General features: G+C 69.0%; 19 protein-coding genes. 5 read left to right on the top strand and 14 right to left on the bottom strand.

Going from position 1 to position 25,569, the window contains the following annotated elements; all coding sequences use genetic code 11:
* Nucleotides 1-846 carry an alpha/beta fold hydrolase gene (locus ACIHA7_RS33815; RefSeq protein WP_397295283.1) on the bottom strand — a complete coding sequence of 282 codons (846 nt, stop codon included), beginning with the start codon at nucleotides 844-846 and terminating at the stop codon, nucleotides 1-3.
* A 52-nt stretch (nucleotides 847-898) separates the two neighbouring features.
* Entirely contained in the window at nucleotides 899-3,667 is a 2,769-nt protein-coding gene (locus ACIHA7_RS33810; protein ID WP_397295281.1) for a PQQ-binding-like beta-propeller repeat protein, read from the bottom strand.
* 174 nt (nucleotides 3,668-3,841) lie between these two features.
* Between ACIHA7_RS33810 and hrpB the strand changes: the two genes are divergently transcribed.
* Nucleotides 3,842-6,283 carry an ATP-dependent helicase HrpB gene (hrpB, locus tag ACIHA7_RS33805; RefSeq protein WP_397295280.1) on the top strand — a complete coding sequence of 814 codons (2,442 nt, stop codon included), beginning with the start codon at nucleotides 3,842-3,844 and terminating at the stop codon, nucleotides 6,281-6,283.
* Between the two features lie 37 nt (nucleotides 6,284-6,320).
* Here the strand turns inward: hrpB and ACIHA7_RS33800 are convergent, their stop codons facing one another.
* The 4 genes from ACIHA7_RS33800 to ACIHA7_RS33785 all read right to left on the bottom strand — a co-directional run bounded on the left by ACIHA7_RS33800 (nucleotide 6,321) and on the right by ACIHA7_RS33785 (nucleotide 10,955).
* Entirely contained in the window at nucleotides 6,321-6,758 is a 438-nt protein-coding gene (locus tag ACIHA7_RS33800) for an SRPBCC family protein (RefSeq protein ID WP_397295278.1), read from the bottom strand.
* On the bottom strand, nucleotides 6,755-7,150 hold the full coding sequence (locus ACIHA7_RS33795; RefSeq protein WP_397295276.1) for a nuclear transport factor 2 family protein: 396 nt from the start codon (nucleotides 7,148-7,150) through the stop codon (nucleotides 6,755-6,757). The genes ACIHA7_RS33800 and ACIHA7_RS33795 overlap by 4 nt, the downstream gene beginning before the upstream one ends.
* A gap of 111 nt (nucleotides 7,151-7,261) precedes the next feature.
* Entirely contained in the window at nucleotides 7,262-10,108 is a 2,847-nt protein-coding gene (locus ACIHA7_RS33790; RefSeq protein ID WP_397295274.1) for an AfsR/SARP family transcriptional regulator, read from the bottom strand.
* Nucleotides 10,109-10,172: 64 nt separating this feature from the next.
* Nucleotides 10,173-10,955, bottom strand: coding sequence for an SMP-30/gluconolactonase/LRE family protein (locus ACIHA7_RS33785; RefSeq protein WP_397295272.1), 783 nt, complete (start codon nucleotides 10,953-10,955; stop codon nucleotides 10,173-10,175).
* Nucleotides 10,956-11,090: 135 nt separating this feature from the next.
* Between ACIHA7_RS33785 and ACIHA7_RS33780 the strand changes: the two genes are divergently transcribed.
* The 4 genes from ACIHA7_RS33780 (at nucleotide 11,091) to ACIHA7_RS33765 (ending at nucleotide 16,184) form a co-directional block, all read left to right on the top strand.
* On the top strand, nucleotides 11,091-12,758 hold the full coding sequence (locus ACIHA7_RS33780) for a bifunctional 3'-5' exonuclease/DNA polymerase (protein WP_397295270.1): 1,668 nt from the start codon (nucleotides 11,091-11,093) through the stop codon (nucleotides 12,756-12,758).
* Nucleotides 12,759-12,780: 22 nt separating this feature from the next.
* Nucleotides 12,781-13,434 (top strand): maleylpyruvate isomerase N-terminal domain-containing protein, encoded by a 654-nt coding sequence (locus ACIHA7_RS33775; protein ID WP_397295268.1) that lies wholly within the window; start codon nucleotides 12,781-12,783, stop codon nucleotides 13,432-13,434.
* A gap of 162 nt (nucleotides 13,435-13,596) precedes the next feature.
* Entirely contained in the window at nucleotides 13,597-15,021 is a 1,425-nt protein-coding gene (rox, locus tag ACIHA7_RS33770) for a rifampin monooxygenase (protein WP_397295267.1), read from the top strand.
* A gap of 176 nt (nucleotides 15,022-15,197) precedes the next feature.
* Nucleotides 15,198-16,184: an ABC transporter ATP-binding protein gene (locus ACIHA7_RS33765; RefSeq protein WP_397295265.1), complete on the top strand. Its 987-nt coding sequence runs from the start codon at nucleotides 15,198-15,200 to the stop codon at nucleotides 16,182-16,184.
* A gap of 4 nt (nucleotides 16,185-16,188) precedes the next feature.
* On the opposite strand, the gene ACIHA7_RS33760 is transcribed toward ACIHA7_RS33765, so the two are convergent.
* The 8 genes from ACIHA7_RS33760 to ACIHA7_RS33725 are packed head-to-tail and all read right to left on the bottom strand — an operon-like array spanning nucleotide 16,189 to nucleotide 25,561.
* Complete coding sequence (locus tag ACIHA7_RS33760; RefSeq protein WP_397295264.1) at nucleotides 16,189-17,766, bottom strand: carboxylesterase/lipase family protein; 1,578 nt, start codon at nucleotides 17,764-17,766, stop codon at nucleotides 16,189-16,191.
* Between the two features lie 5 nt (nucleotides 17,767-17,771).
* Nucleotides 17,772-18,200 (bottom strand): RidA family protein, encoded by a 429-nt coding sequence (locus tag ACIHA7_RS33755; protein ID WP_397295262.1) that lies wholly within the window; start codon nucleotides 18,198-18,200, stop codon nucleotides 17,772-17,774.
* Entirely contained in the window at nucleotides 18,197-19,834 is a 1,638-nt protein-coding gene (locus ACIHA7_RS33750) for an AMP-binding protein (RefSeq protein ID WP_397295260.1), read from the bottom strand. Before ACIHA7_RS33750 ends, ACIHA7_RS33755 begins: the two co-directional genes overlap by 4 nt.
* Nucleotides 19,835-19,869: 35 nt before the next feature.
* A complete protein-coding gene (locus ACIHA7_RS33745) occupies nucleotides 19,870-21,036 on the bottom strand; it encodes an acyl-CoA dehydrogenase family protein (RefSeq protein ID WP_397295259.1) in 1,167 nt (388 codons plus the stop codon).
* A 2-nt stretch (nucleotides 21,037-21,038) separates the two neighbouring features.
* Nucleotides 21,039-21,890, bottom strand: a complete 852-nt coding sequence (locus ACIHA7_RS33740; RefSeq protein WP_397295257.1) for an enoyl-CoA hydratase family protein — start codon at nucleotides 21,888-21,890, stop codon at nucleotides 21,039-21,041.
* Nucleotides 21,890-22,432 (bottom strand): MarR family winged helix-turn-helix transcriptional regulator, encoded by a 543-nt coding sequence (locus ACIHA7_RS33735; protein WP_397295256.1) that lies wholly within the window; start codon nucleotides 22,430-22,432, stop codon nucleotides 21,890-21,892. The genes ACIHA7_RS33740 and ACIHA7_RS33735 overlap by 1 nt, the downstream gene beginning before the upstream one ends.
* A gap of 1 nt (nucleotide 22,433) precedes the next feature.
* The gene (locus ACIHA7_RS33730) at nucleotides 22,434-23,222 is read right to left on the bottom strand and encodes an SDR family NAD(P)-dependent oxidoreductase (protein ID WP_397295255.1); all 789 of its coding nucleotides are present in this window, start codon (nucleotides 23,220-23,222) and stop codon (nucleotides 22,434-22,436) included.
* On the bottom strand, nucleotides 23,219-25,561 hold the full coding sequence (locus tag ACIHA7_RS33725) for a bifunctional salicylyl-CoA 5-hydroxylase/oxidoreductase (RefSeq protein WP_397295253.1): 2,343 nt from the start codon (nucleotides 25,559-25,561) through the stop codon (nucleotides 23,219-23,221). The genes ACIHA7_RS33730 and ACIHA7_RS33725 overlap by 4 nt, the downstream gene beginning before the upstream one ends.
* Nucleotides 25,562-25,569 lie beyond the last annotated feature (8 nt).

Raw genomic sequence — 25,569 nt, 5'->3', positions numbered from 1 at the left:
TCAGGAAGCCGCTCGGGCGGCGGGCGTGTGGGCAGTCCGGATGATGCGCGCGACGTCCTCGGCGTGCGTGACCACCAGCCCATGGGTGGCGTCGAGCCGGGAGGTGACGATATCCGGCCGCTCGCGGCCCAGTCTGTCCATGCCCGCACGCCAGAGCCGATTGTGGCGTGGCACCCGCCCCTCGTTGCTGTCACCGGCCATGGCGGTCGCCATGATCAGGTGGATCGGGCGGTCGAGTGTGCGGTATCGGTCGAGAATTCCAATGCCGACCACGTCGATGTCGATATTAATTCCGGACCTGATCACATCCAGTTCGAGATTGAGCTCGAGGATTTGCTCGGCAGTGAGCAGCACCTGACGTGGGGTTCCTTTCAGGGTCTCGTGCCACGTCACCACGTCCGCCCACAATGTGCGGAAGTCCGGCAGGTCGGCCTGGGTGATGAACGGCGCGGGTAGCGGATTCGCTCCGTCGATGAGAATCAGGCCGCCGACAGTGTCGGGATATTCGCAGGCATAGTGCAGGATGAGGTCCGCGCCGTACGAGTGGCCCGCGAGCAGAGGGGCCAAGGGAAGGGACAGGCGACCCACCTCTCTCATCACGGCCACGAAATCGCCGAGGAACGCCTCGAAGGAGTATCGGTCCGCAGCAGACGAAAAGCCGTGGCCGCGCAGGTCGAAGGTGAACACGTCGAAGTCGCGCCGCAGCAACTCGACGAGTTCGTGCAATTCGGCCTGTGTCGACGTGAGACCAGGGCACAGCACCAGCGGTCGACCTGCGCCGCCCCGAGTCACCGGAATAGTGACACCGTCGCGGTGGACGGTGAAGTGTTCGGTATCCGTAGTCATGCCGACCATGCTGAACGGTTGACCCTGCGTCAAGGTCAAGCCGACGTGGGGCTCATGTTCCGGCACGTTCGCCAGGGCGGCGGGCCAGTGCGTGCAACGCGCCATCGGTGGTGAGGACGAACAGCCAGTCGCCGGTGACCGACATGGCGGAGGTGACCGCGCCGCCGAAGTCGTACTGGCTCAGTAGCTTTCCGGTGCGGCGGTCCAGCGCGACCAGACGGCCGTCCCAGGTGCCCGCGTAGACAACGGTTTCGGTGGTCAGCACGTGCATGGCGGGCGCGTTCGGTGCGGCGTTGCAGCCTGCGGCTACGCGAGCGGGGTCGTCGAGCGGGCCGGTGCCCGGCACGTAGCCGACTCCGGTCTCCCATACGGGCCTAGCCGGATCGTGTGCCTGCGTGTCGAACGCACGGACTTTGCCATCGATGGACGCGACGTAGACGAACTGCCCGCGGGTGGCGGGGGCCGTCACCGGCGGCGGCCCGGGTTCGCAAGCGCTGCCGGGGATTTCGGCGTGCCAGAGCGCGCGTCCGTCGCGCGGGTCATGACCTGTCACACCGCCCGCTGTCATGGTGATCAGTTGACGATCATCGTCGGTAAGCGCGGGGGAGGAGTGACTGAACAGTCCGCCCGCGGTGTCGACGGAGTAGCGGCGGGTGCAAGTGGTCAGGTCCATGGCGAGGAGGGTTTGGCTGGAGCCCGAGTGCAAATAGGCCACCTTCGCGTCCTTGCCGCGCACCGCGGTGCTGTGGAACTCGCCCCACCCGGCCGGCGCGGTGAACCCACCGCGCAGCCGCTCCCCGGAAGTGGCATCGCGGCAGACGATTTGGTCGTACTGCTGGTAGACGGCGACCCCGCGACGATCGGGCAGTTCGAAGACGCTCACCGGGCCGCCCGCTCTACCGTAACGGCGCACGGTCTGACCGACTCGGTGCTCGTCATCGATGGTCTGCCACACCACGGCACCGGTTTTCGCATCGAGCGCGTACACCCGGCCGACACCGGTGGTGAGGTACACGCGACCACCCTGCACGGTCGGGAAGGACTCCGCGTCGCCGTCCAGATAGGTCCGCCACAGTTCACGGCCGGTATCCCGGTGGTAGGCCAGCACTTGGTGATACGGAGAGGCGAAGGCCTGGGATGTCACGATCACCGTGTCGCCGACCACGGCGGCCCCGTTGAGGTGGAAGTGCTCGCCGGTATCGGCCGACCATCGCTGGTCCAGCACGGCGCCCGGGTCGGTGGCTGCGGCGGATCCGCCTGATTCGGCACCGCCCTGGCGAGGCCAGTCCGCTCCGGCAGTGGGCGCCGCCTGGTCCGCAATGCCGAAGGCCCCCTGCATAGCAGGCCATGACTGACCCGCGGTATCAACGGCTGTTACCTCGATGCGGTATTTCCCGGGCCGCAGATCCGGGATGCTGCCATGTGCCGCAGTCCAATCGGCGCGCACGGGCGGGCACGGCTCGGTCTGCCCGCCCGGCGGTGTGTAGCAATTCACCTTCCCGGGCCGCGCAGTGCTCGCGCCGAACCGCAGATCCGCGCGCCACACCTCGCCGCCACCGTCGGCGCGCACCCGGACCTGCGCGTTCGCCGGAGTCCGCCCGGCATCCTCCACATGGAGGTCCACCGGGACCGGCGCGCCGCCGCGATGCACGCTGTCGGGTGCGGGACTCACCAGCGCCGTCCGGTCGCGCACGAAGAACTGCCGGTGCGTGCCGGAGACATAGCCGACGTCTTCATTCTCCGGCGTCGCGCGGTCGTCGGTGATGCCCGCGAAGTCCAACAGCTGGTAACCGGGCCGCGCACCGTCGATGCCGTAGGTGGCGCCCATGTTGTTCACCTCGACCGAGCGGGCGAAGGCGCCGCGACGAAACTCGCTCTGCTGGTTGTGGCCTGCCGCGAACATCCGGACGTCGTAGCGGGCGAGCTCGTCCATGGTCGGTTGGATCGCCTCTCCCGCACCGTATTTGGTGAACAGTGACCGGTGAGCGAAGACGAACACCTGTTTACCGACGGCATGTCGTCGCAAATCCTCACGCAGCCAGCGAAGTTGGGGTGCCAGCCCTGAGGTGTCGTAGTTGTTCTCCAACACCACGATATGACGGCCGTTGCGGTCGAAGCTGTACCACTCCGGCCCCATGTTCCGCCGGTAGACCTCCATGCTCGCGGCGTACCCGGTCGCGGTCTCGGTGCCGCCGGCGTCGTGGTTGCCCATCACCGGATAGAACGGGCGGCCGAAGCGTCCCTCGGTCAGACCGCTGCGCAGGATGTCGTAGCTGCCCTGGCGGCGTTCGTGCGCGGTGTAGTCGGTGACGGTGATGTCGCCGGTCGCGATGGCGACGGTGGCCTCCCGGTTGCGTGCCATCGCCTGGACCTGCCCGGTCCATTGCGCCCGCGTGGCAGCGGCGGAGGCGTCGCTGCGATTGTCGGTTTCGCTGTCGGACAACATCATCCACGTTTCTCGCGGATCGGCGGCGTGCTTGTCGGGAACCAGGGCGAAGTCGATGCCGTCCTGCCGGGGAGTGTCCTCGTCGAGCGGGCGAAAGTAGCGGGGGACCGAGTCCTCGCGCAGCGCCGGCGTGTAGCCATCCGGCGAGACAACGTGGATCAGATCGGTTTCCCGGCGCTTCGGATCTATGCGCAGCCGGTAGTCGCCGTCTTTGCCGGTCTTCGCCCAGACCGAGCCGTCGGTGACCGAGATATCCGGCAGGCCCTGCTCGCCGCTGTCGCGGACGCCATTGCCGTTCCGATCGTCGAAGACGGTGCCGCGCGCCTCGGTGGCGGCGTCTGCCGCCCCGTCTGCCGGTCCGGTCGCGGTGACCATTGTGAGGATGATGAACAGACATAGCAGGCATTTCCGCACGGAAATAACGCTAGGGGACCGGTGTCCGCGGCGCGGCCGTCTGTCGCTACAGTTCGCCCGCTGTACCGCCGATGTTCCCTTCGAGCCGTAGGCAGCGAACTGCCGCCGGTTACGTGCGAGGCAGACTGTTCGGTAATGAAACTGCCTGAGCTTCCCGATCTGCCGGTCCGCGGCGCGCTCGACCGCATCGTCGAGACCTTGGCCGAGCGCGCGACCGCGGTGCTGGTCGCGCCGCCCGGGACGGGCAAGACGACCTTGGTGCCGTTGGCGTTGGCGGCAGGGACCAGCGCCCGGGTGCTGGTGGCGGAGCCGAGGCGGTTGGCGGCTCGGGCCGCGGCCGGACGGATGGCCGCGTTACTGGGGGAGTCGGTCGGCGAGACCGTCGGTTACTCGGTCCGCGGGGATCGGCGGGTAGGAAAGCAGACCCGCATCGAGGTCGTCACCTCGGGGTTGCTGGTGCGACGGTTGCAGGGCGATCCCGAGTTGGCTGGCGTGGACATCGTTGTCCTCGACGAGTGTCACGAGCGGCATCTCGACGCGGATCTGCTGCTGGCGTTGCTGCTCGACGCGCGGGCGGGACTGCGGCCGGATCTGCGGGTGCTGGCAACGTCGGCGACCGTTGCGGCGGAACGTCTTTCGGTGCTACTCGGCGAGGCGCCGGTGCTGGAGGTGCAAGGCCGGGCTTATCCGGTCGACCTGACGTATGTTCCGCCGCTGCCCAGGGAGCGGGTCGAAGCGCAGGTCGCTCGCGCCACCCGGGCGGCCCTCGCCGCTACCGAGGGTGACGTGCTCGTTTTCCTGCCCGGTGCCGCCGAAATTCGTCGCACGACAGCACTTCTCAGCGACGTGGCCGGGGTGGACGTGGTTCCGTTGCACGGCAGGCTATCCGCGGCAGGGCAGGATACGGCGTTGCGGCCCGGGTCGCGGCGGCGCGTGGTGTTGTCCACGGCAGTGGCGGAGTCCAGTTTGACGGTCCCCGGTGTGCGCGCGGTGGTGGATTCGGGATTGGCTCGGGTGCCACGCATAGATCGGGGGCGCGGGCTGTCCGGCCTTGCGACAGTGCGAGTTTCGGCGGCGGTGGCCGAGCAGCGGGCCGGCCGAGCCGGGCGTGCGGCGCCGGGGCGGGTATGGCGATGCTGGCCGGAACACGAGCACAGTACGCTGCCCGCCTATCCCGAGCCGGAGATTCGGACGGCGGATCTGACCCGGCTGGCATTGGAACTGGCGTGCTGGGGCACGGCCGACGGACACGGCCTCGCCTGGTGGGATGCCCCGCCCCCAGGTGGCTTGGCCGCGGGCCGAGAGGTGTTGCGCGCGTTGGGTGCGGTGGACGAGGACGGCGGAGTAACCGACCGTGGGCGGCGCATCGCCAGGATCGGATTGCATCCTCGGTTGGCGCGGGCGCTGCTCGACGGAGCGCCCGTGGTGGGTGCGCGAGCGGCCGCGGAAGTGGTCACCGTACTCGACGACGACACCCTCATTTCCGGAGTAGATCTGGCCGCCGGTCTGCGTGTGCTGCGACGCGAACGGCCGGCGCGCTGGCGGCGTGAGGCCGACCGGCTGGCCCGCTTGGTGGACCCGTCGGACGGCGCTGATGACCCGGCTTTCGTTGTCGCACTAGCTCATCCGGAGCGCCTGGCGCGCCGCCGCAATGCGGGTTCGTCGAGCTATCTCATGGTCGGCGGCACGGCGGTGACGCTGCCGCCCGGTTCGGGGTTGGGTGACGCGGAGTGGCTGGCGGTCGGTGTCGCGACGCGCGATCCTGGTCGTTCCGATGGCTGGATCCGGTCGGCCGCCGTCGCCGATGAACAACTGGCCCGCCGCGCCGCGTCGAGTCTGCTGACCACCGCCGAGGAAGTCGATTGGCTCGACGGTGAGGTGGTCGCCCGGCGGATCGAACGCCTCGGTGCGATCGTGTTGTCGGAGCAGCGGATCCACAATCCCGATCGCCAATTGGTCACCGCCGCGGTGCATCGTGGACTGAGCTCGACCGGCCTTGGCCTGCTGCGCTGGGATGTCGACGCGCTCGCCCTCCGGCAGCGCCTCGAATTCCTGCACCGCACCCTCGGCAACCCCTGGCCCGCGGTCGACGACGAGTCGCTGCTCGCCGCCGCCGACACCTGGCTCGGCCCCGAACTCGCCACCGCTCGGAGCCGCGCCGACCTCGCACGCATCGACGCGGGCCAAGCTCTGCGCCGCCTGCTGCCCTGGCCGGACGCCACCCGCATGGACGAACTGGCACCAGAACGCCTCGCCGTCCCCTCCGGCAGCCGCCCGCGCCTCGACTACTCGGCCGACCCGCCGGTCCTCGCGGTCAAGGTGCAGGAAGTCTTCGGCTGGACCGAAGCGCCACGCCTGGCCGACGGCCGCGTCCCGATCGTGCTGCACCTGCTCTCACCCGCCCAACGCCCGGTCGCGGTCACCGCGGACCTGGCATCGTTCTGGCGCACCGGCTGGCCTCAGGTCCGCGCCGACCTGCGCGGCCGCTACCCGAAACACGCCTGGCCCGAAGACCCCACCACCGTCCCCGCGCACCGCGGCACCGCCCGCAACGCGACCGGCCGAACCCGGGGTTGAGCACTCGCCGCGGGCGAGCTCTGCGCGGGCGGCATGGCTACGACTCGAACAGATCGCGCAGCGTCGACAGATCGTGAGTAAGGTTGCGCCGCAACATATATGCGAGCAGTGGTCCGAACACCCGCTGCATGCCGTGCGGCGTGACGCGCAGTTCGAGACGGACCAGACAGCGGTCCGGCGACAACGGACGCACCATGCGCGCCCCTTCGGCGTCCGCGCCGGAAGTGGTGCGCCACGTCATTCGAACACCGGGATCAACCGTGCGGACCTCCCCATCGTTGTGCCAGGTGCGCCCGGCGAGCCGGAGTTCCTCGGTGGTTCGCGTACCGGGCGTGGCAAGGCCCGGCGGTTCCGCGGTCATCGCGACAACTCCGGCGCGCCAGGCACTGTCGTTGGCGTAATCGGCGAGCAACGCCCAGACGATCGAGGCAGGCCGCTCGATCACCGTCTCCGCGCTCAGGTCGAACGTTCTCATCGCCGCACCCCCAGCGCCGTCAGCATGGCCGGGGTGTCGATGTAGGCGTCGTAACCGGCGATCAGTCCATCGCGCACATGCCAGACGTGGACCTCAGGGAGGTCGAACGCGACCCCGTCCGGAACGGTCATCCCGGTGGTGCGCCCGACCTGCACCACGTCGTCACCCGCGGCGAACAGCCGCTCGGAGATCACCGTGCTGTCGATATGCGCGAGCAGAGTGGTGAAGAACCGCACCGCCCCGGCATGACCATGGTGGTGGCCGCCCCACGGCAGTTCATCGGCTTGGTTGATGGCGATATCGGGGGCGAACAAGCGTGGGATCACGCCGAAATCGCGGGTGTCGAAGGCCCGATACACCTGCGCGATGAGGTCGAGGCTGGAAGGCGGCATGGCTGAGATTCCTTGGTCGCGTCGGCTCGAGTGGCACGGTGCTGGCCGCTCGAATCCACTGTCGCGCCCGGCCGTTTCAATCCCGCTACAACAACCTCGAGCAACCTCCGGTCAGCTCGCGTCGGCAGCCTGCACGAGGGCCACCATCTGCGTCCAGGTCATCCGCCTGCCCACCTCCTCGGCGGCACGCCGCTCCGCCGGGTTCAGGGAACGTTCCATCCGGTCGATCAGAGCGGGGTGCGCGAAGTGCAGATAGCGGCGCGGATCCGCGCCGACCCGTGCGGAGTGCTGCAGGGCGGCCGCGCGCAGCTGCACCGCCACCCGGGGCGAGGCCAACACCAGCAGCGCGTACGCGCCGGCATGGACGGCACCCAGCGCGTCGGCGATATTCGACTGTGCGGCAAAGGCGGTCAGCGCTCGATCGATGGCGGCGATGGCCGCACGCGCCGCGTCGGTGTCGTCCACGGACGTCAGGATCGACCAGGCCAGCGCGACGTCGGCCATGCCTTGGCACCACAGGTGACCGCACTCGGCACTGAGTTGCCGAGCGGCGCGCAAGTAGTCGAGCGCCTCGCCGCGCCGGCCGGCCAACAACAGTGCGATGCCCTGGCCGAACTGCGCGCAACCACGAATCCAGTCCGGCGTCGGCAGTCGGTCTACTTCGGTGACGAGCTGATCGGCCGCGACCCGCGTCGCCGTCGCATCACCGAGCGCGCTCACCGCGATAGCTCGATACATCAACCCGTGCAGCCACAGCTCCCGGTCGGCTTCGGCGTTGCCGAGCAGATGCAGGGCGGCGTCGGCCCGGGTCAGCGCTTCGTGAGGATCGCCAGCGTGAAAGGACACGATGGACAACGCGAGCAGTCCACGCACCCGATCCAGGCCCGCGGCGTCCCCGGCCGCGGCGAGCGATTTCAGGATGAAATTGCGACCCTCTACCAGCACGCCGAGGCTGCTCCACGCGAAATGCAATGCCGCCGCGGTCCGTAACGCCGCCACCGGACAATGCGCGAGATCGTGTTCGAGCTCGGACTTGATATTGGGCAACTCGGCGGCGAGCGCGCGATAGGCCGTGCCCGCGTGATGCCCGGTCAGCAAGGCGGACTGTTCGGCCACGAATCCGCGCACCCAGCTCGCGTGTGCGGCTCGCGTAGCGTCCTGGTCCGAATCGGTGACCCGGCAGTATCGGCGCATGGTCTCGAGTAGCCGGTAGCGCGGCCCTGCCGGACCGATATCGGCGGTGATGACCGAGCGGTCGAGCAGCGAGGCCAGCGTGGCCAGCACCCCGGTGTCGGCCTCGACCGGACGGACGGCTTCGGCCGCCTGCCAGGTGAATCCGCCCTCGAACGGCCACAGCCGCAACAACATCGCCCGATCGGTCTCGGCGAGATGCTCGACGCTCCAGCCGATCGCGGCCTGCAGGCTGGCATGGCGCGACAGCGATCCGCGCGGAGTCGGCCCGAGCACGTCCATCCGGTCGTGGATGTGTGCGGCGATCCCGCGCAGCCCCAATGTCCGTTCCCTGGCTGCCGCGAGTTCGATCGCCAGCGGCAACCCGTCGACCGTCGTGCAGATCTCCCGCGCCGCCACCAGATCCGAGTCCGCAGGTTGCCATCCCGGCCGGGCGGCACGCACCCGATCGAGCAACAACCGGACCGCGGCACCGTCGGTCCCGTCCGCCGCGCGGACCGGCAACGGCTCGAGCACCAGCACCTGTTCACCGTCGATGCCGAGGGCTTGTCTGCTGGTCGCCAGGATGCGCAGTTCCGGACAGCTGCCCAGCAACATGATGGTCAGCTCCGCGACGGGGCCGATCAGGTGTTCGCAGTTGTCGAGCACCAGCAGCCCCGGTCGTAAGGTCAGCGCGCGCCGTACCAGCATGGCCGGATCTCCCGTGACGTGAACCAGGCCGAGCGCGGTGGCGACCGCGACAACGACGCCGTCCGGATCGTGCACATCACCCAGCCGCACCAGCCACCGGTCGGGCGAGTTCTCCTCGGCGGCACAGTATTCGACGGCCAACCGGGTCTTGCCGATCCCCGCCGATCCGACCAGGCTGACCAGCCGTCCTGCCGACACCAGCGCACCGATCTGGGTCAGTTCATCGCAGCGCCCGACGAATGAGGACAGCGGACGCGGGATGACCTGCCGCTCCGGCGAAACCGCGGCATCTGCCGGAACCGGCTGCGGCGCAGGCGATTCGACCAGCAAGAGCTGTGCGTCGTGGTCGAGCATGCGTCGCTCCAGCTTGCGCAATGCCGGGCCAGGTTCGACGCCGAGCTCGTCGACCAGCAGCTCTCGGACCCGGCGGAGCTCGGCCAGCGCCTGCGCCTGCCGACCGCTGCGGTACAGGCCGAGCGCGAGCAATTCCCAGCGCCGCTCCCGAAACGGTGTCGCGGTGACCGCCTCGATCAGATCGGCCACCGCCGCAGCGGTGCGCCCGCAGGCCAGGCGCGCCGCTTGCAGCTCTTCGACCGCGACCTCACGGAGTTCGACCAACCGTGCTCGCTCGGCCGAAAGCAATGGGGCGTCATCCAATTCGAGCCAGGGCAGCCCTCGCCACAGCGCCAGCGCCGCATCGAAGCAGCGCGCAGCGGCCTCGGCCTCCGCCGCGTTGAGTAGCCGTATCCCTTGGGCGACCAGATCTGCGAAGCGATCGCTGTCGGTCCACTCCGGCGGCACGGCGAGCTGATAGCCGAATTCGCTGCGCCGCAGGCAGTCCCGTGCACCTGGGCCGATCGCCGTGCGCAGCCGCGACGCGATCACCCGCATCGTCGCGACGGCCTGCTGCGGCTGATCCGCCGCCCACACCAGTTCGGCCACTGCCGCGTCGGGCACGGGCCGCCCCACCGTCGTTGCGAGCGCCGCGAGGAATCGCCGCGGCACCCGGCCACCCAGGTCGACCACGCGGCCGTCCACCTCGACCACCAGCGGGCCGAGCACCCGGACAAACAGCACGTCCCGAGCGTAACCGGCGGGCACCGACCGCTGGACACTACCGCGGTTACGAGCGTCTTCCGAGTCAGGGGACAGGGATATCGGTGGCGTGGACGGGGACCCCGGCGACTCCGACGGGCTGACTCAGCAGCCGGCCTGCGGTGGTGATGAGCAGGGTGGCGCCGTCGAAGGCGACCGAGGAGACGAAGCCGTCGGGCAGTTCGATGGTGGTGTCGAGACGGCCGTCGGCGGTGAACCTGGCGACGGCACCGCCCGTGCCGAGTGCGACCCATACGCCGCCTTCGACATCCACGGCGAGGCCATCGCACTCGCCCGACGGCGCTGTCGCGAACACCTGCTTGTCCTCGTTGTGCAGCAACAAGACTCGGCTTTCGGCGTACTCGCATATGTAGAGTGCCTGTCCGTCGGGTGTCCAGGCCAGGCCATTGGGCCAGCGGATGTTCTCGGCAGCGATCGAGACCTCGCCCGCCCGGTCGATTCTGATGACCTCGCTGGGTCCGGCGGATTCCCCGCGCTGGGGCCGGTGGCGCAGCACACCGGCGTAGAGTGCGCCGTCGGCGGCCACGGTGACGTCGTTGAAGCCGGTGGCGCCGTCCACCGTCAGGATCTGTCGGGTCACCGCGTCGATGCCGACGTAGGACAGGTCGCGTCCGCTCATCACGATGCCGCCGTCGCGGTGCCGCGCCAGCCCGCCGATGCCGCGCCGCGCGGCAAGCACAGTCTCGGTGCGGTTGTCCCGGTGGCGGTAGATGCCGCCGCCGGTGACGTCGGCGAACAGCACGCTGCGGTCCGGTTCCACCAGGGGTGCTTCGAGCAGGCCAGTCGTCGTGTACAGCGCTGTCGGCATGTCATCTCCGATCGGTTGGCGGCGACTCGGGCCGTCCGGCAAAAGTAACGCAGCGCGGCTGCTCGCTCGCGGGCGGACACGCGGCTCGCGTCCGCCCTCGGCGTTCGTGTCGGACCTCGGTGCAAGACTCTCGACGTGCGATGGGCGGTGGCGGAGACGGGCGACGGGGGTGCTCGGCTGTGTCCGCTCGATCAGGAGGGGCGGCCCGCGGGGCCGGTGGTGCGTGAGCCGTCGCTTGTCGAGGCGGTGCGGGCGCGGCCGGAGGTCGAGCGGTGGGTGTGGCGGTCGACGGCGGAGGTTTATCGGACATTGCTGGCGGCCGGGGTGCGGGTCGAGCGGTGCTACGACGTGCAGGCCGCGGAGGCGCTGCTCATCGGGCACGAGGAGGGTCAGTCGGGGCAAGCACGGTCGCTGGCCGCCGCGTGGGCGCGGCTGCACCGGCTGCCGGTCCCGGCGGACGCGCCGGTGCGGGCGGCCGAGACTCAGCCGTCGTTGTTCGAGTCGGGTCCGGTACCGCTGCCGCCGGGCACGGACGAGTTCACCGCGTTGCTCGAGGTGTATCGGGGTCAGCTCGCCCGGACGGCGAAGGCCGAACATCCGGAGCGGATGCGGTTGCTCGTCGCCGCCGAATCGGCGGGCATGCTGGTGGCCGCGGAGATGTCGCGAGCCGGGATTCCTTGGCGCGCCGACGTGCACCGCGAATTGCTGGACAAGCTACTGGGTGAGCGCTTTCCCGGCGGGTTGGAACCGCGCAGGATGGCGGAGTTGGCCGACGAGGTGTCGCGGGCCTTCGGGTCCGGCGTGCGGGTCCGGCCGGACCTGCCCAACGACATCATCAAAGCCTTCGCCCGCGCCGGAATCTTCTTGTCGTCCACCCGAAAATGGGAACTCCAGCGGATCGACCATCCTGCGGTGGCCCCACTGCTGGCCTACAAATCGCTCTATCGACTGCACACCGCCAACGGCTGGTCCTGGCTCGAGCAGTGGGTGCACGACGGCCGCTTCCGCCCCGAATATCAGCCCGGTGGGACGGTTACCGGCCGCTGGACGACCAATGGTGGTGGCGCACTGCAGATCCCGAAGGTGATCCGACAGGCGATCCGCGCGGACCCTGGCTGGACGTTGGTAATGGCCGATGCCGACCAGATGGAGCCGCGCGTGCTCGCCGCGATCTCCCGCGACCCGGGGCTGATGGAGGTCGCCGGTCGCGGCGAAGATCTCTACGCCGACCTGGCGGCCCGGGCCTTCGGCGGCGACCGTGCCCTCGCCAAAATCGCTCTGCTCGGCGCCATTTACGGCCAGACCTCCGGTGACGCCCTCACTCACATGGCCGAACTCCGGCGGCGCTATCCGGCGGCGGTGGCCTATGTCGACGAGGCGGCGCGGGCCGGTGAGGAAGGGCGGCTGGTGCGCACGTGGCTCGGTCGCACCAGCCCGCCGGTGTCCGCCGTCGACCAAGCCGACCTACCGCAGGAGGAGGTCAGGGGCTACGGCAGCACCGCTGCGGCGCGCGCTCGCGGCCGCTTCACCCGCAATTTCGTGGTGCAGGGCAGCGCCGCCGACTGGGCACTGCTGGTGCTTGCGGGCCTGCGGCAGGCGATGACCCAGGCCGGGCTCCGCGCCGAACTGGTCTTCTTCCAGCACGACGAGGTCATCGTGCATTGCCCGACCGAGGAGGCCGCGACGGTCGCGGCGGCGATCGCGACTGCCGCGGAGAACGCGGGCCGGATCGTCTTCGGGCCGACGCCGGTGCGGTTCCCGTTCACGACGGCGGTGGTGGAGTGCTACTGGGACGCCAAGTGACGATGTTGCTAACTTGGCCACCGTGGAACTCTTCGCACTTTCTTGGGCGGCGTTGCGCAAGGCCGTCGCCGAACTCTCGGATCAGGACTTCGAGCGACCCTCCGGCTGCACCGGTTGGCTTGTCCGAGACCTGGTGTGCCACTTGATCATCGACGCGCAAGACGTCTTGATCACCCTGGTGACGCCCACGGCGGCGGAGCCGACCAGGGACGCGGTGACCTATTGGAAAGTTGTCGAACCGCCCACCGGCGACGATCCGCTCGACGCGCTGATCGTCCGGCTGGCCGCCGCATACGAGGACCCGAGCCTGCTGAAATTCCATCTGGACGATGTCGGCTCCGCCGCGGGCCGCGCCGCCGAACTCGCCGATCCCGCCCTCCGGGTCGGCACCCAAGGCCAAGTGATCACCGTGGGCGACTACCTCGGCGCGTACGTCATGGAGTGGACGCTGCATCACCTCGACCTGATCGCGCACCTCCCCGACGCCGCCGAACCACCCACGGAGAGCTTGGCGTACGCCCGCGACATGCTCGAAAAGATCGCAGGCGTACCGTTTCCCGCGGCACTGTCGGACAAGGACGCCCTGCTGGTCGGCACCGGACGCCGGGCCCCGACCGACGCCGAGCAAGCCGAACTCGGCGCACTGGCGGCGAAACTCCCACTCGCCCTCGGCTGATCCGGTTCGGGTCGCGCGCCGCCGTCGGCATATATCGCTTGTGGCGGGCGCGCGGAGTGCCGCACAATGGGCCGCCAATGCCAGGACCTGGGGAAATCCGGGATCGACGGGTCGCGTACAGACGTGGCCGCGGCCGCCTCCGGAAAGAGAATTGGGTGGTTCATGTTCGATGTGATCATTGCCGGGTGCGGGCCGACCGGTGCACTGCTCGCCGCCGAGCTGCGGCTGCACGAGGTACGGGTACTCGTGGTGGAGAAGGAAACCGCGCCCACATCGTTTGTCCGAATAGTCAGTTTGCATATGCGCAGTCTCGAGTTGATGGCCATGCGCGGACTGCTGGACCGCCTGCTCGAGCGCGGTAGACAGCGCTCGGTCGGCGGCATTTTCGCCGCCATCCCCAAACCCGCGCCCGAGGGCCTGGACTCCGCGTACGCCTACCTGCTCGGCATCCCGCAGCCGGTCATCGAAGACCAACTCGAACAACATGCGATCGCACTGGGGGCACAGGTCCGGCGCGGTTGTGCGGCAGTCGCTTTCGAGCAGGACGAGCAGGGCGTGACCGTCGAACTGACCGACGGGCAGCGGCTGCGTTCGCGTTACCTCGTGGGTTGTGACGGCGCACGCAGTACGGTGCGCAAGGTGCTCGGCGTCGGCTTCCCCGGTGAGCCCGCACGCAGCGAGACGCTGATGGGCGAGCTGGAAACGGGCGTGCCGCCGGAGGAAATCGCCGCCGCGGTGGCCGAAATCCACAAAACCGATAGGCGATTGCTGCTCAGACCATTCGGCGAAGGGGTCTATAGCGTCGTCGTCCCCGCCGCGGGAGTAAGCGATCGGGCCGAGCCGCCCACCCTCGACGATGTCAAGCAGCAGCTGCGTGCCATCGCCGGTACCGATTTCGGCGTGCACTCCCCGCGCTGGCTGTCCCGCTTCGGCGACGCCACCCGCTTGGCCGAGCGATATCGGGTCGGTCGGGTGCTGCTGGCCGGCGACGCGGCGCACATCCACCCACCCATCGGCGGCCAGGGCTTGAATCTCGGCCTTCAGGACGCGGTCAATCTCGGCTGGAAACTGGCCGCACAGGTCCGCGGTTGGGCACCGGAGACATTGCTGGACACCTACCAGCACGAACGTCATCCGGTCGCCGCGGACGTGCTGGACAACACCCGCGCCCAGACCCAACTGCTGTCCACCGAACCGGGCCCGCAGGCCGTGCGCAGGCTGCTCACCGAACTGATGGACTTCGACGAGGTGAACCGCTACCTCATCGAGAAGATCACCGCGATCGGCATCCGGTACGACTTCGGCGAGGGCCCCGACCTGCTCGGCAGGCGGCTGCCCGATATCGAGCTGCAAAAGGGACGCCTCTACCCCCGACTACATCAGGGCCGCGGCCTGGTGCTCGACCGCACCGAACGGCTGACCGTCGACGGCTGGTCGGACCGCGTCGATCTCCTCACGGATCCCGCTGCGGCCCTCGATGTTCCGGCCATATTGGTCCGCCCCGACGGCCACATCGCCTGGATCGGCGAGCACCAGCGGGACCTGGACGACCACCTCACCCGCTGGTTCGGCAAGACCGCCAAATGATTTCACGGGCCGACCCACCGTCGCACCTTGTGCATATTGCGTAGCGCACCGGGTTGCGGGAATCGGCACTTGCCCGTCGCAATGCCGGTTTACAGTGGATCGACGGTCCAGTACGAGATGTCGGGTGCGTCAGGTAACGCCGGTGGGTTCTCGTCGGAATTCGATGGAGGTCTAGCATGGGCGTCGCCGTCAGGGCTGAAGGTTGTACGAAATCATTCGGTGCGCAGCGTATTTGGCAGGATGTTTCACTGACGCTGCCGTACGGCGAGGTGAGCGCGCTACTGGGCCCGTCGGGCACCGGTAAGTCCGTTTTCCTGAAATCGCTGATCGGCCTGCTGCGCCCGGAACGCGGAGCGATCTATATCGGCGACACCGATATCATGCGCTGTACCACCAAGGAGCTCTACGAGATTCGTAAACTCTTCGGCGTGCTGTTCCAGGACGGCGCGCTGTTCGGCTCGATGACCCTTTTCGACAATGTCGCGTTCCCGCTTCGTGAGCACACGAAGAAGTCGGAGTCGCAGATCAAGAACATCGTCATGGAGAAGCTGGAGCTGACCGGCCTGCTCGGCGACGAGAACAAGCTACCCGGCGAGATCTCCGGTGGTATGCGCAAACGCGCGGGCCTCGCGCGCGCCCTGGTACTGGACCCGCAGATCATCCTCGTCGACGAGCCGGACTCCGGCCTGGATCCGGTGCGCACCTCGTACCTGAGCCAATTGCTGATCGACATCAACGCGCAGATCGACGCCACGATTCTGATCGTCACGCACAACATCAACCTGGCTCGCACCGTACCGGACAACATCGGCATGCTCTTCCGCCGCCAGCTGGTCATGTTCGGCCCGCGTGAGGTGCTGCTCACCTCCGACGAGCCGGTGGTCAAGCAGTTCCTCAACGGCCGCATGCAGGGTCCGATCGGCATGTCCGAGGAGAAGGACGAGGCCCAGATGGCGCGCGAGCAGGCGATGTTCGACGCCGGGCATCACGACGGCGGCGCACAGGAGGTCGAGGGCATCATTCCGCAGATGCAGGCGCAACCGGGTATGCCGGTGCGTCAGGCGGTGCTGCGCCGCAAGGAGCGGGTCCGCGAGATCATGCACACCTTGCCGCACGCCGCCCAAGCGGCGATCCGTGAATCACTCGACCGCAACGACAACTGACCGATCAGCGACCCGAGAGTTCCTGCCAGATCCGCCGGGACGCCGCCAGCGGGTCGGCCGCCACCATGGGCGGGGTATCCCAGACGCGCGTCAGTGCACCGTCGGCGGTGAACGCGGGCCAGCCGGGATCGCCGTTGGTGGCGAAGGAGATCCACGAGGACCGCAGCTGCTCGGATAGTCGCAGCAGACTCTCCGAGGGCCGGGCGCCGCCGAGCACGAACGAGGCGAGCGGACTGTCGGTATTGCCGAAGGTCACCGGAATGTCGGCCACGTGACAGGCGCCGAGCGCGCCGCCCAAAGCCGGGCTGGCCCAGGCGAAGTCGTAGACATGACTGCGCCCGCCCGCGGCCGTGTGCGCCTCCGCGAGCCAGATCGCGGGCATCCGGAACATGGCGTCGGAATACATGATCACGTAGAGCTCGGCGTCCGTTGCGCCCGGGTAAGCCGCGCGATAAGCGGCCGGCGCCGAAACAGGCAGGCCGAGATGTGCTGCGGTGGTGGACAAGTCGACCGTGCGCAGCGGAGTCGGGCGGCGCGCCTTGGGCAGTCCGTGGCTGCGCATGCCATGGGCGGTGATGCGCGCGAAAGTCGGCAGTGCTTTGAGCATCGCGGACGCGCTGGGTTTGATGAGCCCGCGACTCAAAGCGAATAAGGTGAACTCGTCGCGGGTCGAGCCGGTGATCAGGTCGATGTCGCGGGCGATACCCGAGCCGAGCGCGAGCCACGGTTTGTCCACCACGGTGACGCCGTCGATCACGGGGGTGAAGGCGGTGATCGCCTCCGGCGTGGTCCACGAGCCAGGGTCGGCCTCCATCGCGGCGAGCGGCTCGTCCTGCACCGACAGCAGGGCCAGCGGTGGCTGCGCCGCCAGCTCGGCGGGCGCGACGCCGAGGGCGGCGGCGGTGAGCTCGGCGATCCGCCGCGCCTCGTGCTCGGGCAGCAGGCGCGCGGCCGGGCTCTGCACGATGGCGCGCCGGAACAGCCCGCGGGCGGCCGGCGCGGAAAGCAGTGCGGCGATGGACAGTCCGCCGCCGGATTCGCCGAAGAGGGTCACCTTGTCCGGGTCGCCACCGAACGCGGCGATATTGTCGTGCACCCAGCGCAGCGCGGCGGCCTGGTCGAGGAAGCCGCGATTGGCGGGACGGCCCGCGACGAAGCCGAAGCCTTCGAAGCCGACTCGATAGTTGAACGTCACCAGGACGACGCCGCCGCGGGCCAGCGTCGCGCCGTCGTGCGCCGGGTCGCTGGAGGAGCCCGCCTTCCAGCCGCCGCCGTGGATCCACACCATCACCGGCAGCCGGTCGCCGGTGCCGCCCGGTGTCCAGACGTTCACGCTGAGGCAGTCGAGCCCGTCGGCGGGCCGCCACAGCGGCGGTGTGCCCGGTGTCAGCGGCAACTGCGGCGGCGCGACGCTGTACTGGAGGGCAGGGCGGATGCCGTGCCAGCCTTCGGGCGGGGCCGGGGCGCGCATGCGTAGCGGACCCTCCGGTGCCGCGGCGTACGGGATGCCCTTGAATACCGAAAGTTCCCCGTCCCGACGACCTTCGACGGCACCGGCGGTGGTGGTGACGACAACTCCCACGGAACTCACTCCTGCTCTGCCGGAACATCATCGGTGCCCGGTGGATCCGGAATCACTGCGGTGACCTCGATCTCGACCTTGGCGTCCTTTTCCACGAGGCGACTCACCTCCACGGCGGTCATCGCCGCCTGGAAGCCGCCGATGATCTCCCGGAAGGCCACCCCGATCTCCCGATACGCCTGTACGTAAGCGTCGACATCGGTGACGTACCAGGTCATCCGCACGATGTGCGCGGGCTCGGCGCCCGCCTCGGCGAGCACCGCCACGACATTGCGCAGCGCCTGGCGCGCCTGGTCGGCGATGTCGGTCGACCGGATCACGCCGTCGGCGTCCCAGCCGATCATGCCGGCCACGAACACCAATTCCCCGCGGGCGGCAACGCCGTTGGCGTACCCGCGCGGGCGCGGCCATCCCGGCGGCTGCAAGACCCTCATTCGTCGGCTCCCGAATCACTCGGCACCGCAGCGGGTTCCCGCAGCCGGAAGCGCTGCAGTTTGCCGGTGGGCGTGCGCGGCAGGGCGTCGACGAACGCGATGGCCCTCGGATATTTGTACGGCGCCACCGCCTGTTTCACGAAATCCTGCAACTCCGCCACCATCCCGTCGTTCGCCTCGACCTCCGCGCGCAACACCACATACGCCTTGACGATCTGACCGCGATCTTCGTCGGGCACGCCGACGACCGCGCAATCGACCACCGCGGCATGCCCCGCCAGCGCGTCCTCCACCTCGGGGGCGGCGATGTTGTAGCCCGACGACACGATCATGTCGTCGGAGCGTGCCTGATAGTGGAAGTAGCCGTCGACGTCGGTCGAGTATGTGTCACCGGTGTAGTTCCAGCCGTCGCGCACATAGACCTTCTGCCGGTCGTCGGCGAGGTAGCGACAGCCGGTCGGCCCGCGCACCGCGAGCAAGCCGATCTCGCCGGGGCCCAACGTGTTTCCCTCCGCATCCACCACGCGCGCCTGATATCCGGGTACCGGCAGGCCCGTCGCGCCTGGCCGGGCCTGCGCCTCGTCGGCGGCGATGAAGATGTGCAGCATCTCGGTGGCGCCGATGCCGTCGATCAGCTCGAGGCCGGTGGCCTCGCGCCAGCGGGTCCTGGTACTCGGCGGCAGCGGTTCGCCCGCCGAGACGCATTTGCGCAGCGAGGTCCCGCGCAGGTCGTAGCGGGCGAGGATTCGATAGGAGGTGGGCGCGGTGAAAAGTACGGTCGCGCCGAATTCGGTGATCGCGTCGAGCAGCAGTGGGGGAGTGGCCTGCTGGAGCAGCACCGCCGAGGCGCCCACCGACATCGGAAACAGCAGCAGCCCGCCGAGGCCGAAGGTGAAGGCCAGTGGCGGGCTGCCGATGAACACGTCGTCGGGCGCCGGGCGCAGAATGTGCTGTGGGAAGCAGTGGCAGATCGCCATGACGTCGCGGTGGAAGTGCATAGTGGCCTTGGGAACTCCGGTGGTGCCGGAGGTGAAGGCGATGAGGCAGACGTCGTCGGCGGCGGTCGCGACCGTGTCGAACCGGCCGTCGTGGCGGGCCATCAGCGCTTCGAGTCCGTCGTCGGAGGTGCTGTGGAAGTAGCGGATCCGGTCCAGGGTCGGGCAGGCCGCCGCTACCGCCGCCACGCGGGCGGACAGCGCGACATCGCAGAGCGCGTGCGTGATTCGCGCCTTCTCGACGATTTGAGTGAGCTCCTTGGCCCGCAGTAGCGGCATGGCCGTCACGGCGATGCCGCCCGCCTTCATCACGGCGAACCAGCACGCCGCGAGCATGAGCGTGTTCGGGGCGTCCAGCAGTACGCGGTTGCCCGGCACCAGCCCCATCTCGTGCACCAGCACCGCCGCGATGCGGTTGGCCCGGTCGTCGAGGTCGGCGTAGGTCCAGCGTGGTCCCCCCGGCGCTTGCACGCACAGTCGTTCCCCGTTGCCGTCGGTCAGGTGGCGCTCGAGTAGTTCACTCGCGCAGTTGAGTTGGGCAGGGAACTGGAGTTCAGGCAGGTCGAACACGAGGTCCGGCCACTGGTCGAGCGGGGGCAGGTTGTCACGGGCGAAGGTGTCGAGGTGCGCGCTTGTCATGGTCGAACCTTGTGGGAGAGAGGGAGAATCGTGGGTCAGGAGTTCGTGGCTGCCCGCAGGAGTTCGCGGGCGATGATCAGCTGCTGCACCTCGGTGGCGCCCTCGTAGATGCGCAGGGCCCGGATGTCGCGGTAGAGCCGCTCGACCGGCCGGTCGCGGACCACCCCCAAGGCGCCCCACATCTGCACGGCGGCGTCGATGACCCGTTGCGCGCCTTCGGTCGCGGCCATCTTCGCCATGGCGGCCTCGCGGGTGACCGGCCGTCCCTGGTCGCGCTGCCAGGCCGCGCGGTAGGTGAGCAGGGCGGTCGCGTCGATCGTGGTGGCCATCTGCGCGAGTTCGGACCTGGTCAGCTGGAAGTCGGCCAGTACGCCGCCGAACATCTGCCGCGAGGTGACCCTGGCGAGTGCCTCGGCCATGGCGTGCCTGGCGAAGCCGACGGCGGCGGCCGCCACCGAGGTGCGGAAGATGTCGAGGGTGCGCATCGCGAGGCCGAAACCCGCACCCGCTGCGCCGAGCCGCTTCGTAGCGGGTACTCGGCAGCCGTCGAAACGCAGCCGCGCCAGCGGATGCGGGGCGATCACGTCGATCCGTTCGGCGATGTGCAGGCCGGGGTTGTCCGCGTCGACGAGGAACGCCGAGATGCCCCGTGCGCCTTTGTCTTCCCCTGTCCTGGCGAAGACCACGTAGAAGTCCGCGATACCGCCGTTGGAGATCCACGTCTTCTCCCCGTCGATGACGAACTCGTCGCCGTCGGCGCGTGCGGCGCACGACAGCGCGGCGGCGTCGGAGCCCGCGCCGGTCTCCGAGAGCGCGAACGCCGCGATCGCCGTACCGGCGGCCACCCGGGGCAGGTAGTGGCGCTTCTGCTCCTCGGTGCCCGCGAGGCTGATCGCGCCGGAGCCGAGTCCCTGCATGGCGAACGCGAAGTCGGCGAGCGCGTCGTGCTCGGCCAGGATCTCGCGCGCCAGACATATTGTGCGCGTGTCGATCCGGTCATGACTTCCGCCGAAGTCGGTTCCGGCGACGGTGTGGCGCAGCCAGCCCGCCTTGCCGAGGGTACGAACCAGGTGACGACAGCGATCATCGAGATCGGTGCCGCTCGCCTCGGCAGGCTGATCGGCGACCCAAGCATGCAGTGCGGCAGCCAGTTTCCGGTGCTCGTCCTCGAAAAAGGGCCAGTCCCAGTGGTCTTCGGACATCGCTAGTTCCCTTCGAACTTCGGGCGCTGCTTGGCCCGGAACGCGTGATAGGCGCGCGCGAAATCCTCGGTGAGCATGCACAGGGCCTGGGCCTGTGCCTCGGCTTCGATGGCCTGATCCACCGACATCGACCACTCCTGGTGCAGCATGGTTTTGGTGATGCCCTGGGCGAAGGTCGGCCCCTCGGCCAGGCGGCGCGCGAGCTGCCCGGCGGCGTCGAGCAGCGCCTCCGGTTCGGCGAGCTGGTTGAAGAACCCCCACGTGTACGCCTCGTCGCCGGTCATCGCGCGGCCGGTGTATAGCAGCTCGGCGGCGCGGCCCTGCCCGATGATCCGCGGCAGCATCGCGCACGCCCCCATATCGCACCCGGCGAGCCCGACCCGGGTGAACAGGAACGCCGTGGTGCTGCGTGCGGTGCCGACGCGCAGATCGGACGCCATCGCGAGGATCGCGCCCGCACCCGCGCAGACACCGTCGACGGCGGCCACGATCGGTTGCGGGCAGGCCCGCATCGCTTTGACCAGGTCGCCGGTCATCCTGGTGAACCGCAACAGCTCCGGTGCCGGCAGCGCGATCAGCGGGCCGATGATGTCGTGCACGTCGCCACCGGAGCAGAAGTTCGCCCCGGCGCCGTGCACCACGAGCACCGTGACATCCTCGGCATAGGCCAAGCGGCGGAACAGATCTCGCAGCTCCGCGTAGGAGTCGAAGGTCAGCGGGTTCTTGCGCTCCGGGCGGTCGAGCACGATGGTGCCGACCCCCTCGTGCACCTCCCAGCGGAAGTGCGTGCTCGCGTAGTCGGCGAGCGTCGTGCGGTTGGCCGCGCGCAGGGCGGGGTCGAGGTTCTGGGTCATCAGCGGTCCCGGTGGTTCGATATGGGGGAGTGATTGTCGGCGTTGTCCGCCGTTGCGGCGAGGTGGACGCGCAGCCTGCCGAGCAGCTCGAACAGCGCCTGCTCGTCGCCGCGGCCGAACCCGGCGAACATCTCGGTGAGCCAGCGCTCGTGTTCGGCGGCCATCTCGTCGAAGCGCGCGCGGCCGAGGTCGGTCAGCCGCACCAGCGTCGCGCGTTTGTCGATCGGGTCCGGAACCCGGTCGACCCAGCCTTCGGCGACCAGCTGATCGGTGAGGCCGGTGACATTGCCGCCGGTCACCATCAGATAGCGGGACAACGCGCTCATCCGCAGGCCGTCGTGGTGCCGGTCGAGCTGGGCCAGGTAGTCGAAACGGGGGAGCGTGGTGGCGAACCGCATCCGCAGCCGAGTCCGGATCTCCTGCTCGATCTCGTTGGTGGTGGCCAGCAGTCGCAGCCACAGCCGCACATCGAGGTGGTCGCCGGAGTTGGTGCGGGCCTCCATACCGATGCGTTCGTCGCCGAGCTCCGGGTGGGTGGTCACCTCACATCACCTCCCCGCCGCTGACCGAAATCGACTGCCCCGTCAGCGAAGCCGCGCCGTCCGAGCACAGCCAGGCGACGGTGTCGGCGACCTCGTCCGGCTCGATCAGCCTGCCCTGCGGGTTGTGCCGGGTGAAGGCGGCGCGCGCCGCTTCGGTACTGCGGCCGGTGGTTTCGATCACGCGGGTCACGCTCTCCCGCAACAGGTCGGTGTCGGTGAAGCCGGGGCAGACCGCGTTCACCGTGATCGGCGTGCCCGCGAGTTCCAGTGCCAGCGCGCGGGTCAGCCCGATCACGCCGTGCTTGGCCGCCGCGTACGCGGTGACGTACGGATACCCGCGCAGCCCAGCGGTGCTGGCGATGTTGACCACCCGGCCGCGCCCGGTCGCGCGCATGTCGGCCACCGCGTTTCTGGTGCAGAGGAAGGTGCCGGTGAGATTGACGGCGAGCATGCGCTGCCACAGTTCGTCGCTGGTGCGGGCCAACGGTGCGCTTGCCGCCTGGCCGGCATTGTTGATCAGGATGTCGACCGCGCCGTGTCGTTCGCGGGCTTGGTCGAACGCGGCGGTGACGGCGCCCGGATCGGTGACGTCGCACGCGATGGTGAGCGCTCGGGCCGACTTCGGCAGCCCGGCAACGGTTTCGGCGGCGCGGGCCAGGTCGCGCGCGACCAGGGTGAGGCGTGCGCCGTCGTATGCGAGCCTGCGCGCGATGGCGGCGCCGATGCCGCGGGAGCCGCCGGTGACGAACGCGTGCCGGTCGGCGAGACCTGGCTCGGCGGTGCCGGTCATCGGTTCCCCGCCGCGGCGGCGGCCTGCTGGCGCTGGATGTTCGCCTCGAACTGCCGCTTGGCTGCGCCGTACTGCTTGGGCCAGGCGAGCTCGGCGTAGCCGATCCTGGCCGCCTCGGTGAGCGTCCAGGCCGGGTTGGCCAGGTGCGGCCTGGCGATGGCGCACAGGTCGGCGCGACCGGCGGCCACGATGCTGTTCACGTGGTCGGCCTCGGAGATCGCGCCGACGGCGATGGTGGGGATGCCCGCCTCCTGGCGTACCCGGTCGGCGAACGGCGTCTGCCACATTCGCCCGAAGGTCGGTTGCTCCTGCTTGGTCACCTGGCCGGAGGAACAGTCGATCAGGTCGGCGCCCGCCTGCTTGAAGCACCGCGCGATCTCGACGGCGTCGGCGGGGGTGATGCCGCCCTCGGCCCAGTCGTGCGCCGAAATACGCACTGACATAGGGAGTTCGGCCGGCCATGCGCCCCGCACCGCCGTGAACACCTCCAGCGGATAGCGCAGCCGGTTCGCCAGCGACCCGCCGTAGGCGTCGGTGCGCTGGTTGGTGAGCGGGGAGATGAAGCTCGACAGCAGATAGCCGTGCGCGCAATGCAATTCCAGCCAGTCGAAGCCCGCCGCGGCGCCGCGGCGAGTGGCTTCGACGAATTGTGTTGTCACCTCGTCCATGTCGGCGCGGGTCATCGCCCGCGACCATTGGCTCACGCCGGGCAGGTATTGCTGCGGCGAGGCCGAGATCAGCGGCCAGTTCGGCTCGTCGTCGGCGGGGGTGAGCGGTTGATCGATGCCGTCCCACATGCGGCGGGTGGAGCCCTTGGCGCCCGAATGACCGATCTGCAGGCCAATTTTCGCGTCGGAGTTGTCGTGCACCCAGTCGACGATGCGCCGCCATGCCCGCTGCTGCTCGTCGGTGTACAGGCCAGGGCAGCCCGGCGTGATCCGGCCGGTCGGGCTCACGCAGGTCATCTCGACGAAGACCAGCCCGGCACCGCCTTGCGCGCGGGCACCGAGATGTACCAGGTGGAAGTCGCCGGGGATGCCGTCGACGGCGGAGTACTGGGCCATCGGCGAGACGATCACCCGATTCTTCAGCGTCACCGAACGGGCCGTGTACGGCGTGAACATCGGTGGGACGGAGGGCTCTTCGGCGGTGCGCGCGATCCCGGCCCGTGCGTCGAACCAGCGTTCGTAGTTCTCCAGCCAGCCCTTGTCGCGCAGGCGCAGATTCTCGTGACTGATGCGCTGGCTCCGGGTGAGCATCGAGTACATGAACTGCTCGGGTTCGAGTTGGTCGCAGTAGCGTTCGCCGCACACCTCGAACCACTCCATGGCGTTCCATGCCGCGTTCTGTAGCCGGAGCGCGTCGATCGAGCGGATCTGCTGGTAGTGCTCGAGGACCAGGGGCAGGTCGGCCGGGGTGTCGCCGTGCTCGCCGAGTTGGCGGACCAGTTCGATGGCGTCCTCGAGCGCAAGCTTGGTGCCGGAGCCGATGGCGAAGTGCGCGGTGTGTACGGCGTCGCCCATCAGCACGACGTGGCTGTTGCCGTTGCGCAGCCACCATTTCTCGCATTTGACCCGTTGGAAGTTCTGCCACCCCGAGCCCGGCAGGTGGCGCGAGTTCGTCATCAGCTTCTCGCCGTGCAGGTTGTCGGCGAAGAGCCGTTCGCAGAACGCCACCGACTCGTCCGGGCGGGCCCGGTCCAGGCCGTGCGCTCGCCACACGCGCTCCGGCGCCTCGACGATGAAGGTGCTGGTGTTCTCGTCGAACTTGTAGATGTGGGCCTGTATCCAGCCGTGTTCGGTCCGCACGAAGTCGAAAGTAAAAGCGTCGTAGAGCTTCTCGGTGCCGAGCCAGATGTAGCGGTTCGGGCGCGTCACGAGGTCGGGCGCGAAGACGTCCCGGTGTTCGCCGCGGATCTTGGAGGAGATGCCGTCGGCGGCGACGATCAGGTCTGCGTCGGGGAATTCGCCGGCCGAGTGGACCTCTCGGTCGAACTCGAGCTTTACCCCGATCTCCTCGCACCGTGCCTGCAGGATGTTCAGCAATTTCTTGCGGCCGATGCCGACGAAGCCGTGCCCGCCCGAGCGCAGCACGCGACCCTTGAAGCGCAACTCGATGTCGTCCCAGTGGTTGAACGCCGATTGGATGCGGTCCGCGGTGGCCCGATCCCACACCCGCATGTTCGCCATCGTGGCGTCGGAGAAGACCACGCCCCAGCCGAAAGTGTCGTAGGGGCGGTTGCGTTCGACCACGGTGACCTCGTGATCGGCGTTGAGCTGCTTCATCAGCAACCCGAAGTACAGGCCGGCGGGTCCGCCGCCGATGCACACGACCTTCATGCGCTCTC

Origin of the sequence: Nocardia sp. NPDC052316, assembly GCF_044547795.1 — a bacterium.
Classification (GTDB): domain Bacteria; phylum Actinomycetota; class Actinomycetes; order Mycobacteriales; family Mycobacteriaceae; genus Nocardia.
The sequence above is the reverse complement of the archived record's forward strand: the minus strand, read 5'-3'. Positions and strand labels throughout refer to the sequence as shown.